13 protein-coding genes and 2 tRNA genes are annotated in these 12,278 nt (G+C 61.9%); 7 read left to right on the forward strand and 8 right to left on the reverse strand.

All coding sequences use genetic code 11. The features are described 5' to 3' along the window. Positions 1-36: 36 nt before the first annotated feature. The 6 genes from IFT80_RS09360 to IFT80_RS09385 form a co-directional block, all read right to left on the reverse strand. A tRNA-Cys gene (locus tag IFT80_RS09360) sits at positions 37-110 on the reverse strand. A 38-nt stretch (positions 111-148) separates the two neighbouring features. Then, positions 149-224, reverse strand: a tRNA-Gly gene (locus IFT80_RS09365). A gap of 67 nt (positions 225-291) precedes the next feature. Then, on the reverse strand, positions 292-852 hold the full coding sequence (gene pgsA, locus IFT80_RS09370) for a CDP-diacylglycerol--glycerol-3-phosphate 3-phosphatidyltransferase (RefSeq protein WP_122477422.1): 561 nt from the start codon (positions 850-852) through the stop codon (positions 292-294). Positions 853-884: 32 nt separating this feature from the next. Continuing rightward, positions 885-2,708: an excinuclease ABC subunit UvrC gene (uvrC, locus tag IFT80_RS09375; protein ID WP_192137410.1), complete on the reverse strand. Its 1,824-nt coding sequence runs from the start codon at positions 2,706-2,708 to the stop codon at positions 885-887. A 2-nt stretch (positions 2,709-2,710) separates the two neighbouring features. Continuing rightward, entirely contained in the window at positions 2,711-3,355 is a 645-nt protein-coding gene (gene gacA, locus IFT80_RS09380) for a response regulator transcription factor GacA (protein ID WP_122477418.1), read from the reverse strand. A 112-nt stretch (positions 3,356-3,467) separates the two neighbouring features. Then, entirely contained in the window at positions 3,468-3,851 is a 384-nt protein-coding gene (locus IFT80_RS09385) for a helix-turn-helix domain-containing protein (RefSeq protein ID WP_192055541.1), read from the reverse strand. Positions 3,852-3,932: 81 nt separating this feature from the next. On the opposite strand from IFT80_RS09385, the gene IFT80_RS09390 reads away from it, so the two are divergent. Further along, on the forward strand, positions 3,933-4,154 hold the full coding sequence (locus IFT80_RS09390; RefSeq protein WP_122477415.1) for a DNA-binding protein: 222 nt from the start codon (positions 3,933-3,935) through the stop codon (positions 4,152-4,154). 10 nt (positions 4,155-4,164) lie between these two features. On the opposite strand, the gene IFT80_RS09395 is transcribed toward IFT80_RS09390, so the two are convergent. Further along, positions 4,165-4,608 carry a GNAT family N-acetyltransferase gene (locus IFT80_RS09395; protein WP_122477414.1) on the reverse strand — a complete coding sequence of 148 codons (444 nt, stop codon included), beginning with the start codon at positions 4,606-4,608 and terminating at the stop codon, positions 4,165-4,167. Positions 4,609-4,945: 337 nt separating this feature from the next. Here IFT80_RS09395 and IFT80_RS09400 point away from each other — a divergent pair, with 337 nt between their 5' ends. The 5 genes from IFT80_RS09400 (at position 4,946) to rarD (ending at position 9,100) form a co-directional block, all read left to right on the forward strand. Further along, positions 4,946-5,095: a hypothetical protein gene (locus IFT80_RS09400; protein WP_185793061.1), complete on the forward strand. Its 150-nt coding sequence runs from the start codon at positions 4,946-4,948 to the stop codon at positions 5,093-5,095. A 50-nt stretch (positions 5,096-5,145) separates the two neighbouring features. Then, the gene (locus tag IFT80_RS09405; protein WP_192137412.1) at positions 5,146-6,261 is read left to right on the forward strand and encodes a 3-deoxy-7-phosphoheptulonate synthase; all 1,116 of its coding nucleotides are present in this window, start codon (positions 5,146-5,148) and stop codon (positions 6,259-6,261) included. Positions 6,262-6,363: 102 nt separating this feature from the next. Beyond that, positions 6,364-6,516, forward strand: a complete 153-nt coding sequence (locus tag IFT80_RS09410; RefSeq protein WP_163007546.1) for a hypothetical protein — start codon at positions 6,364-6,366, stop codon at positions 6,514-6,516. A gap of 87 nt (positions 6,517-6,603) precedes the next feature. Beyond that, a complete protein-coding gene (locus IFT80_RS09415) occupies positions 6,604-8,139 on the forward strand; it encodes an EAL domain-containing protein (RefSeq protein WP_192137414.1) in 1,536 nt (511 codons plus the stop codon). Between the two features lie 76 nt (positions 8,140-8,215). Continuing rightward, positions 8,216-9,100, forward strand: coding sequence for an EamA family transporter RarD (gene rarD, locus IFT80_RS09420; protein WP_192137416.1), 885 nt, complete (start codon positions 8,216-8,218; stop codon positions 9,098-9,100). Positions 9,101-9,115: 15 nt separating this feature from the next. On the opposite strand, the gene IFT80_RS09425 is transcribed toward rarD, so the two are convergent. Further along, on the reverse strand, positions 9,116-10,672 hold the full coding sequence (locus IFT80_RS09425; protein WP_185793058.1) for a TerC family protein: 1,557 nt from the start codon (positions 10,670-10,672) through the stop codon (positions 9,116-9,118). 371 nt (positions 10,673-11,043) lie between these two features. On the opposite strand from IFT80_RS09425, the gene mexE reads away from it, so the two are divergent. Then, complete coding sequence (gene mexE / locus IFT80_RS09430; protein WP_192059827.1) at positions 11,044-12,273, forward strand: multidrug efflux RND transporter periplasmic adaptor subunit MexE; 1,230 nt, start codon at positions 11,044-11,046, stop codon at positions 12,271-12,273. Positions 12,274-12,278: the final 5 nt, after the last annotated feature.

A 12,278-nucleotide genomic window follows, 5' to 3' on the forward strand; every position in this document is an offset into this window, starting at 1 on the left:
AACCCCGCAGACGTTAATCTGCGGGGTTCTCGATGATGGAGGCCGAGGTCGGAATCGAACCGGCGTAGGCGGATTTGCAATCCGCAGCATAACCACTTTGCTACTCGGCCCCAAACGTGAAGCAAGAAACTGCTGCACGCAAACAAACTGGAGCGGGAAACGAGACTCGAACTCGCGACCCCGACCTTGGCAAGGTCGTGCTCTACCAACTGAGCTATTCCCGCATCGTGTTGACGGGCGCCATTCTATCTAATCGGCGACACCCGTCAAGCCCTTGATTCAAAAATAGTTTTATTTCTTCTCGGCCGTGATGCGCAAGTGCGGCCAGGCGGCGCGCAGGTATTGCAGCATGGACCACAAGGTCAGTGCGGCAGCGACCAGCAAAAGGGCGTAGCCCAGGATGACCCAGAAGGTGGCCGCCTTGGGGTTGGCCAGCAGGATGACCAAAGCCAGCATCTGCGCGGCGGTCTTCCATTTGCCCATGTTGGACACTGCGACCTGGGCACGTGCGCCGATCTCGGCCATCCATTCGCGCAGCGCGGAGACGACGATTTCGCGACCGATGATGATCGCCGCCGGCAGGGTCAGCCAGAAGTTGGCATGTTCCTGCACCAGCAGCACCAGGGCCACCGCCACCATGAGCTTGTCGGCCACCGGATCGAGGAACGCACCGAATGGTGTGCTCTGCTCCCAACGGCGGGCCAGGTAGCCGTCCAGCCAGTCGGTTGCCGCCGCTATAGCGAACACGGTGCTGGCTGCCATGTAGCTCCAATGGTAGGGCAGATAGAACAGCAATATGAAGAACGGTATCAGCAGGACGCGCAGTACGGTAAGCAAGTTAGGGATATTCATCGGCACAACTGGCTGCAAGGTGAGATGGCATTCTACTCGCTGTGCAGGTTTGCATAAATCGACTCTGCCAGCTTTTTACTGATTCCCGGTGCCTTGGCGATTTCCTCGACGCTGGCGCGGGCGATTTCCTGCAGCCCGCCGAAATGCTTGAGCAACTCGCGGCGACGCTTGGGGCCCACGCCTGCAACCCCTTCCAGGGTCGAGATGCGACGTGTCTTGCCACGTCGCGCGCGGTGACCGGTAATCGCAAAACGGTGGGCTTCGTCACGAATCTGCTGGATCAGGTGCAGCGCCGGCGAGTCGCCCTTGAGGGTGAATTCGTGGGCGACGTCGTTCAGATACAGCGTTTCGAAGCCGGCCTTGCGGGTCGTGCCCTTGGCCACGCCGAGCAGGATGAGGTCGGGAATGGCCAGTTCGTTCAGCACTTCACGGGCCATGTTCAACTGGCCCTTGCCGCCGTCCACCAGCAGCACGTCGGGTAGCTTGCCCTCGCCTGCCTTGATCTTGCTGAAGCGGCGCATCAGGGCCTGGTGCATGGCCGCATAGTCATCGCCTGCGGTGACGCCTTCGATGTTGTAGCGGCGGTAATCCGACTTGATCGGCCCTTCGGGCCCGAACACCACGCACGACGCCACGGTGGCTTCGCCGCTGGAGTGACTGATGTCGTAGCATTCCAGCCGCTGCGGTGGCTCGTCCAGGTTCAGCACCTCGGCCAACGCGTCGAACCGCGCAGCCACGTGCTGGCGATTGGCGAGCCGTGCGCCCAGCGCCTGCTCGGCGTTGGTCACGGCCAGCTGCTGCCAGCGTGCGCGGGTGCCGCGCACGCGATGGCTGAGGCTCAATTCACGGCCACGCAAAGTATCGAGGGCATCGAGCAACGCTTCGTGGTCTTCGGGAATGACGTTGACGATCAACTCGCTCGGCAAGTCGCGCTCGGAGCTGCCCAGGTAGTATTGCGAGAGAAACGCCGACATGACTTCGGCGACTTCTTCTTCGATACCCACCTGCGGGAAGAAATTCTTGCTGCCCAGCACCCGGCCGCTGCGCACGGTGATCAGGTGTACGCACGCGCCGCCCGGGTTGACGAAGGCAGCGATGACGTCGACGTCGCCGCTGCCGCCTTCCATGCTCTGCTGGTCCTGGACGCGCCGCAGCAGGCCGATCTGGTCGCGCAGTTGCGCGGCCTCTTCGAACTGCAGGTCCATCGCCGCCTTCTCCATGCTGGCAGAAAGCTCGTTGGTCAACTGGTTGCTGCGCCCTTCCAGGAACATCACCGAATGGCGCACGTCCTCGGCATATTCAGGCGCCTCCACGAGCCTCACGCACGGCGCCTTGCAGCGCTTGATCTGGTGTTGCAGGCACGGGCGCGTGCGGTTTCTGAAGTAGCTGTCCTCGCACTGGCGAACGAAGAAGGTCTTCTGCAACAGGCTCAAGCTCTCGCGAATGGCTCCTGCGCTCGGATAGGGACCAAAGTAGCGACCCTTGGCCTTCTTGGCGCCGCGATGGATGCTCAGTCGCGGAAACTCGCCGTCGGAAAGAAACACGTACGGATAGGATTTGTCATCGCGCAGCAGGATGTTATAGGGCGGCCGCCACTCCTTGATGAGGGTCTGCTCGAGCAGCAACGCCTCGGTTTCGTTGGCCGTGATGGTGGTTTCGATCTGCTGGATCTTGCCCACCAGGGCAGCGGTCTTGGGCGCCTGGCCGGTTTTGCGAAAATAGCTGGCCAAGCGCTTCTTGAGGTTTTTCGCCTTGCCCACGTAAAGCAGGCGCATGGCGTCGTCGAACATCCGGTACACGCCCGGACGTCCGCTGCAGGTGGCAAGAAAGGCACTGGGATCGAATGCAGCAGTCATGGTCAAAGGTTGGTGTCTACCATGCCATGCCGCACCGCCAGCAGGGTCAATTCCACATCGCTGGTCACGGAGAGCTTCTCGAAGATCCGGTAGCGGTAGGTGTTGACCGTTTTTGGCGACAGGCACAGCTTGTCTGAGATGATCTGGACTTTCTGGCAGCCGACGATCATCAGGGCAATCTGGATTTCCCGTTCGGACAGCAGATCGAACGGCGAATTACTGGTCTGCGGCTGGAACGACTTGAGGGCCAATTGCTGGGCAATCTGCGGACTGATGTAACGCTGGCCGGCGAATACCAGGCGAATCGCCTGGACCATTTCGGCCAGCCCTGCCCCCTTGGTCAGGTAACCGGCGGCACCGGCTTGCAGCAGGCGCGTCGGAAACGGGTCTTCCTCGCAGACAGTGACGGCCACCACCTTTATGTCGGGATGGCTGCGCAGCAATTTGCGAGTCGCCTCGAGACCACCGATACCGGGCATCTTGACGTCCATCAGCACCACGTCCGGCTTGAGATCGCGAGCATACTGCAACGCCCCCTCGCCCGACTCTGCCTGCCCTACGACCTGCAGGTCGTCGATATCGGCCAGCATGCGGGTGATACCGGTACGGACCAGGTCGTGATCGTCGACTACTAGAACCCGAATCAAACGGACACCTCGTAATAGTGGTCTCGGGGAATGCTGCCACATTACCAAACATTGCCGCCTCGGACCTAGCTCAAAGCGTCATGAATATGGCGTGGGGCGTCGGTGCGGAAGATCAGTCCGGGGTATTTCTCGCCCGTGTTTTTTTCTGGACCGTACTGCGCGTTGAATAGTTCGCCGCCATCTCGGCCAGGCTGCTGGCCAGATTGCTCAAGACGGCTTGGCCGGAAGTAGGAAGCGTCCGATATGTCTCTAGGACTTTTTCTTCTCGGCCGCTGAGAGCCTGCTCGGCCAATGGCGTCCGGCGGCCCAGCACGACGTAGAGAACGTCGACGCCTATCGTCGAAACGGCAGCCAAGTAATCGGCCCGTGGTGATCTTTCGCCGTTTTCGTATTTGCCCTGCGCATTGGGTTCGACACCACCCACCTGGCCAAACTCTCGTTGCGTGAGCTCCAAACGCTCGCGCTCTTCCCTTAGTCGGGGACCGATTCCAGTCATTTGAATGTATAATCCTTTATCGAAACACCCGAAACGGTGCGAAATAAAACTACTTTGAACCCTCTAAAACGGACTTGAACTATGCATGGTATACGGACTGCCGCACAAGCCAGAGCCTGGCTCGATCAGCAAGGGAAATCGGTACAAGAGTTTGCGCGCGAGCACGGCGTGGACCCTGCCACCACCTATCAGGTGTTGGCAGGACGCAAGAAGGGGCGGCGTGGCGAGGCGCACCGGGTCGCCGTATTGCTGGGCATGAAACTGGGCACCATCAGCGCAGCACTGGAGAACGGCCAGCGCTGACCGCACATGGTCAACGGGCGGGGCTGGGCAGCACGTACTCCATGCGCAGGAAACTGTCCTGCTCCCCCACCACCTCGAAACCGTGGCGGCCATAGAGCCGCTGCGCGGGGTTGTCCTTGAACACCATCAGACGCACCCGCGGCAAGCGTTCGCAGCGCGCTTGCCGCACCACCTGCTCGAGCACCCAACGGCCTACGCCCTGGCCACGATGCACCGGCAGCAGATGCACCTCGCGGATGAACAGTGCATGGGCATCCCTGGACAGACTGATGTAGCCCAGCGGCACGGCGTCGCGACAGATCAATCGGTTGTCGCGCCAATGCCAGGCCTGATCGAAACCCTCGTCCAGCCACAGCAGATCGTGACGGCCGTAGTAAGGCAGCATCGCTCGCCGAGTGAGGTCTCGGGCGAAACGCAGATCCTGATCGACAGCCGGCCGCAGGTACAAAGTCATTGCATCCTCCCCACGTCAAGAATGAGCTTGAATCCTTCGCCATGGCTGAAGTAAGCTCCAGCCATCCACCGGAGACTATCAATGTCGCACAACACCTTCAGCCCTGCATCCTTGCCTGCGACCTGCGCAGCGATGACGGCTGTCCGTGCACCGGCAAACGTTTATTTTGGGTATTGGTTTAGCCACTGGCGCGCCTGATACCCAATATCGGCGCCCATTTCACAGGGGTCGCCGACAGAGAATTCTCAACCCCCAGTCGGCCTCCTGACTGGGGGTTTTGCTTTTCAGGGCTTCATGTTTTTTTCGGCACTTTCGCCACGAAATCGAGGAACGCTTCATGAACAACTTTACCTATTACCGCTTCGACATCCGCAACCTCTGGCGATTTAGCAACCTCCGTTCGGGCCAGCCTGCCGCCTCCGACCGGTCGTTGATGGGTGGCATGACCCGCAGTCCAGACTCCCCGGCACTTTGTCGAACACCTTAACAGGGCAGCGCATGCGGGCAACCCCCCCGCCGCTGTCCAGGACCCAGACCATGAACAACAGCCTGACCACTCTGCACCACACCTCTGCTGTCCAGACTCGCACAGCCGCAGCTTCATCCGCGGCAAAAGACGCCGCCAACACGCCGGCAACTCACCGTCTGCCTACGCATTTCGCGCTCAAGCAGCAGCTGCCCCTCGCCGATCACCTGGGCACCCAGGTCCAAGCCCATCGCCAAGCCATCCGCGCCATTCTCGAAGGCCGTGACCCACGCCTGCTGGTCGTAGTGGGCCCCTGCTCCCTGCACGATCCGAAGTCCGCGCTGGAGTACGCACGCAACCTGAGCCAGTTGGCGCAGGAGTTAGAGGGCGAGATGCTGCTGGTGATGCGCGCCTACGTGGAGAAACCACGCACTACCGTGGGCTGGAAAGGCCTGGCATACGATCCTTACCTGGACGGCACCGACGACATGGCGGGCGGCCTGACCCTGTGCCGCGACCTGATGCGCGAAATGCTGCGCCTGGGCCTGCCACTGGCGAGCGAAGTATTGCAACCCATGGCCTCAGGGTACTTCGACGACCTGTTGAGCTGGGTGGCGATCGGTGCACGCACCACGGAATCGCAGATCCACCGCGAACTGGCCAGCGGCCTGGGGATCCCGGTCGGCTTCAAGAATGGTACCGACGGCGGCGTTGCCGTCGCGTGCGATGCCATGCGCAGTGCGGCCCATGCCCATCGCCATTTCGGCATCGATCCGCAAGGGCACCCGGCCATGATCGACACCACTGGCAATCCCGACACTCACCTGGTGTTGCGCGGGGGGCACCGGGGGCCCAACCATGACCGGCAGAGCATTGCCCAGGTGCACAACGATCTGGCCAAAGCGGGTGTGAAGGCGCGCATCATGGTCGACTGCAGCCATGCCAACAGTGGCAAGGACCCATTGCGCCAGCCAGCGGTGTTCGACGACGTGCTGCAGCAGCGCCTGGACGGTGACCGGTCATTGGTGGCGGTCATGCTGGAAAGCCATTTGCAGGAAGGCAGCCAGCCGATCAGCGGGCACATGCGCTACGGCGTGTCGGTCACCGACGGTTGCCTGGGCTGGGCCGCCACCGAGCGACTGCTGCGCCAAGGTGCCGAGCGCCTGCGCGGCGCTGCCGAGGTTTGATGCACCTGCGTGAGCCTGCGCCGATCCGGATCCGGCTCGGCGCAGGCAACCAATTGGACAGGGTCGAGTCCAATCTGCACGTTCTGAACATCGGAGATCATCATGAAACTCATCCCGTGCGCCGGTCTGGTGCTGTGTCTGGCACTGCTGCAAGGCTGCTTCGACAGCGCCGACAAGAGCACCACCAAAGGCAACAACGACGGCACCCCTTCCTCGGTACAGATGCAGAAGCCCGATCAGTCCAAGGATAAATAAGCGTCGGCGCCTGCCCCCACAGGCGCTTTCATGAAATGATGGCGGCTTTCCCGCTCGCATCTCCTGCGCACAAGGACTGTCGCCAGCATGCCGCTGACACTTGCCGCCTCCAAACGCAAATTTTCACGCCTGCTGTTGCCCTGGCTGGCGGCCGCAATACCACTGGCCAGTGGTGCGGTCATGCTGACCTGGGAAGCCGGTCGTTCGCTGCATCTGGCAGCGGCGCGCACCAGCCAGTTGGCGGTCGAGCAATTCGAACTCATCCTCGATAACGTCGCGGCAGCGGCAGATGCCGTTCTGCCCCTGTCCGGACAAGCCTGCGCGCAGGTACAACCGGCGCTGCTGGACCAGGTGACCCGGCGGCCCTTCGTGCGCTCGGTGAATCTGATCCAGGGCGACACACTTTATTGCAGCTCCCTGTCGGGCGCAGTGAGCGAAAACGTGAATCCGCTCGATTACGTCGATGGGCAGCTGTGGCTGCTGCCCGGCAATTCGGTGACGCCCGACCGCGGCTTGTTGATCTACCGCGCCGTCCGTGGCCAGGCCAGCGCGCTCAGCACCGTCGACGGTTACCACCTGGCCAACGCCTTGCGCATGATGGGCTCGACCTACTCGATCACCCTGCACGTCGGGCGCAGCTGGATCGAAGCCAGCGGCGAGGTTCATCAGGGCGCGCCGCTGCCTGCCGCAGGCGGGCAAACTCGACTGCAGTCCGCTCGCTACCCGTTCAGCGTGGTCAGCGGCATCCCGCAAGGTGCGCGCTGGACGTTGATACGCGAGCAGTACGCCGGCATGTTCGGCCTGCTGTTGCTCATCTCGGCGGTGGTCGGCCTGCTCTGCCGGTGGGTGATGAGTCGTTCCGGCTCGCGCTATCAGGAGCTGCAGCGCGCATTGGACGCCGAGGAGTTCGTGCCCTTCTTCCAGCCGGTGGTGTTCAGCGAGGACGGCCGCTGGGCGGGTGTCGAAGTGCTCATGCGCTGGCAACATCCTCGCGAAGGCCTGGTCCGCCCCGACCTGTTCATTCCCTACGCCGAGGACTGCGGGCTGATCGTACCGATGACCCGGGTGCTGATGAAGCGCACCGCGCAGCAACTGGGCACCTGCCTGGATCAGCTGCCGCACGGCTTTCATGTCGGCATCAACATCACCGCCCAGCATTGCCTGGATTCAGCGTTGTTCGATGACTGCAAGGCGTTCCTCGACGCGTTTCCGAAAGACCGGATCGCCTTGACCCTGGAATTGACCGAACGCGAGCTGATCCAGCCCTGCGCGCAGATTCACGCGCTGTTCGAACGGCTGCGCGGGTTGGGCGTGAGCATCGCCATCGACGACTTCGGCACCGGGCAGTCCAGCCTGAGCTACCTGCAGCAGTTCCAGGTCGACTTCCTCAAGATCGACCAGAGCTTCGTGGCCATGATCGGCGTCAATACGCTTTCGCGGCATGTGCTGGACAGCATCATCGAGCTGTCGGCCAAACTCGAACTGCAAGTGGTTGCCGAAGGCGTGGAAACCGACGAACAACGCGCTTACCTCGCCGCACGCCACGTGAAATATCTGCAGGGTTATCTGTTTGCCAAGCCAATGCCGCTGGCGGATTTCGCGCACGCCTTGCGCCGTCTCTGAAAGCAGTGGTTGTAGCTTGTCCGCCTGGCTGAGATCATTGTCGGCTCAGTCAGGTTTTTCGCGCTTCGAGGCTCCCGTGTCCAAAGGCATCATCACGTCCGTCACAGCGTCCATTCTGTTCGCCGTGATGTATTTCTATACTTCGCTGCTGGCCCCTCTGAGCGGCGAAGAGATGTTTGGCTGGCGCATGCTGCTGACCTTGCCATGCGTGACCCTGTTCATGTGGTTCAGTGCCGATCTGCATCTGGTCGCCAGGGTGTGGCGCAACATTGCCCAGCGCCCGGTGCTGCTGCTCGGCTCGATGGGCACCTCGGCGCTGATGGGTGTGCAGCTGTGGCTGTTCCTTTGGGCGCCGCTGCACGGGCGCAGCCTGGAAGTGTCGATGGGCTATTTCCTGCTGCCGCTGACCATGGTCCTGACCGGACGGCTGGTGTACGGCGAACAGCTCTCGCACCTGCAGAAGCTGGCGGTGCTCTGCGCCGGCTGCGGTGTAGGCCACGAGCTGTTCCAGCACGGCAGCTTCGCCTGGGAAACGTTGCTCGTGGCTGCCGGCTATCCGGTGTATTTCGTATTGCGTCGCGCGTGCGGCAATGATCACCTGGGCGGTTTGTGGACGGACATGTGCCTGATGCTGCCGGCCGCACTGCTGTTCATCGTGCAAGGCCAGCTGTCACCGGCAGACATGGAGGCGCGACCGCTGCTGTACGCACTGATACCGATTCTTGGCGTCATCAGTGCATCGGCATTGATCTGCTACGTAATGGCCAGCCGCCTGCTGCCGTTCAGCCTGTTCGGGCTGCTCAGCTACGTCGAGCCGGTGCTGTTGGTGGGTGTGGCCTTGTTGCTGGGCGAGAGCATCGCGCCAGACCAGTGGCTGACCTACTTGCCGATCTGGCTGGCGGTGCTGGTGCTGATGTTCGAGGGCGCCAAGCATCTGGCGCGCTCGCGTCGCGCAGTGTGATTGCGCGCGGTTTCGCTACACCTGCAGGGCTTGCTTGCGCAGGAGGACTTGCTTGACCCGGCGCTCCTCCACCGTCAGCACGGTCAGGCTCCACTGTTCCCATTGCAGCGTGTCGCCTTGCTTGGGCAAACGATCGAGCAGGCTCATGACCATGCCCGCCAGGGTCTGATAGTCATTGGTGGGCGCCGCATCGAAGCCGATGCGCGTCTGCAGCTGCTTGAGGTCCAACGCTGCACTCACGCGATAGCCCTCTTCCTGCTCGACGATATCGGGGGCCTGCACTTCGCTGGCGTCGGGCAGCTCGCCGGCAATCGACTCGAGAATGTCGGTCATGGTCAGAATGCCGATGAAGCCACCGAACTCGTTGACCACGAAGGCAATGTGCGTGGACTGCGCACGCATCTGCTCCAGGGCGTTGAGAATGCTGAAGGTTTCGAGCAGGTTGATCGGCTGGCGCGCCAGGCTGGCTAGGTCCGGTGCGTCGCCCGCCAGCAGTTGCTTGAGCAACTCCTTCTTGTGCACGAAACCCAGAGGCTCGTCCACCTGGCCTTGTGCAATCAATGGCAGGCGTGAGTAGGACGACTGCATCAAGGTCTGCTCGGTGACTTCGCGCGACGCACCCAAGTCCAGGCAATCGACCTGGGCACGCACGGTCATGATGCTGCGGATGGGTTTTTCGGCCAGGTTCAACACCCCGCTGATCATCACCCGCTCACGTCGATCGAACAGCGCTTCGCTCTGCTCCTGGCCCACCAGGTCTTCGATTTCCTCGTCCATGGCTTCGCTGGCCGGACGCCGGCCACCCAGCAGGCGCAGCACGGCGTGGGCGGTACGCTCGCGCATTGGCCGGTCCTGATGCTTGTGCTTGCGCCGTGCCCGAGCGATCTGGTTGAACACCTCGATGAGAATCGAGAAACCGATCGCGGCGTACAGATAACCCTTGGGGATGTGGAAGCCCAGGCCTTCGGCGGTCAGGGCGAAGCCGATCATCATCAGGAAGCCCAGGCACAGCATGATCACGGTCGGGTGGCTGTTGACGAAGCGCGTCAACGGCTTGCTGGCGATGATCATCAGGCCGATGGAGAAGATCACCGCGATCATCATGATCGACAATTCGTCCACCATGCCCACGGCGGTGATCACCGCATCCAGGGAGAACACAGCGTCCAGCACGACGATCTGCGCGACGATTGGCCAGAACAGGGCGTAGGTCTTGACGCCAGCCCGCTGCGCGACATGGCCTTCGAGCCTTTCATGCAACTCCATGGTCGCCTTGAACAGCAGGAAGATACCGCCGAACAGCATGATCAGGTCGCGCCCGGAGAACGATTTGCCGAACACCTCGAACAGCGGCTCGGTCAGCGTCACCATCCAGGAAATGCTGGCCAGCAGGCCCAGGCGCATGATCAACGCCAGCGACAGGCCGATCACCCGCGCGCGATCACGCTGATGCGGGGGCAGCTTGTCGGCGAGAATCGCGATGAATACCAGATTGTCGATGCCCAGTACCAGTTCCAGGACGATCAGGGTCGCCAGGCCTAGCCAGGCCGTGGGGTCGGCTAGCCATTCCATGGAAGGGCACTCATCAGGCAGAAGGAGGATGTTGCATGAAGCGCGGGACTGGGAGGTTCCGTGACGGGATTCATAGAGGTCTTGAGTAGTTTCGGAGTCTGATCCTACCGCCCGGCGTACTGATTCCTACAGCGGGAAAGTATTTCAAGGCTTGTACGGCTGTGCCTTGGGGCTGTGCCCTGCCGTCATGTGCTGGCCTGTAAAAATCGTTAGCTAGCTTTGTATTTTTCCGGAAAATCAAGCACTTCCAGTGATGTTCATCATTCGCAATGATAGTTACCTTCGAACCATTCGATTCGTCGATTGTCCCGTCTGCGCCGCATGATCCGCCCATCGTTGATGCTCCCTTACTTCACTTGGCGGATCTGCACATGCACCAGTCACTCACTCCGTTGCGTTTTCCGTTGGCGGCCCTTGCGCTGATGGTCATCGCCGCTTGCGGAAAAACACCCGATGTCGCTCAGGCGCCTGCTGCACCCAAGGTTACCGTGGCCCAGGTGCTGGAACAGCCGGTCAATGAATGGGACGAGTTCACCGGGCGCCTGGAAGCACCGGAAACCGTCGAGATTCGCCCACGCGTGTCGGGCCAGATTGACCAGGTAGCCTTCACCGAGGGCGCCCTGGTGAACAAGGGCGACCTGCTGTTCCAGATTGATCCGCGGCCTTTCCAGGCCGAAGTGCGGCGCCTGGAAGCGCAACTTCAACAGGCCCGTGCCAGCTCCGCACGCAGCGACAACGAAGCGCAGCGTGGACAGCGCCTGCAGGCGAGCAACGCCATTTCCGCCGAGCTGGCCGAGACCCGTGCCACCGCGGCGCAAGAGTCGCGCGCCGCGCTCGCCGGCATCCAGGCACAGCTTGACCTGGCCCGGCTGAACCTGAGCTTCACCCGCGTCACGGCGCCGATTTCCGGGCGCGTCAGCCGTGCCGAAATAACCGCAGGCAACATCGTCAGCGCCGACGTGACGCCGCTGACCAGCGTGGTCTCTACCGACAAGGTGTATGCCTACTTCGATGCCGACGAGCGCGTATACCTCAAGTACACCCAGCTCGCCCGCCAGGGCCAGCGCGGCCAGACCACCCCGGTGTATCTGGGGCTGTCCAACGAGGCGGGCAACCCGCACCTGGGGCACATGAATTTCGTCGACAACCAGGTCAATCCCAAGACCGGCACCATCCGCGGTCGCGCCGTGTTCGACAACAAGGACGGCAGCTTCACCCCCGGCCTGTACGCACGGCTGAAACTGGTGGGCAGCGCCACCTATTCGGCAGTGCTGATCAAGGACGAAGCGGTGGGCACCGACCTGGGCAAGAAGTTCGTGCTGGTGATGGACCAGGACAACAAGGCCGCCTACCGCAGCATCGAGTTGGGCCCCAAGCTGGAGGGCCTGCGCATCGTGCGCAGTGGCCTGAGCAAGGATGAGCGCATCGTCATCAATGGCCTGCAGCGGGTTCGTCCCGGTTCCCAGGTCGATCCCGAAGTCGCCCAGATGGCCAGCCCTGCCACCCTCGCCGCCCTGGCCGAACAGCGCCATGCCCTTGAAGCCAGCAACACGCCCGCTGCTGCGGTCAAGGTTGCCAGCGTTTCGACTCCACGCGGTTAAGAGAT

Origin of the sequence: Pseudomonas sp. CFBP 8771 (assembly GCF_014841695.1) — a bacterium.
Taxonomy (GTDB): domain Bacteria; phylum Pseudomonadota; class Gammaproteobacteria; order Pseudomonadales; family Pseudomonadaceae; genus Aquipseudomonas; species Aquipseudomonas baltica.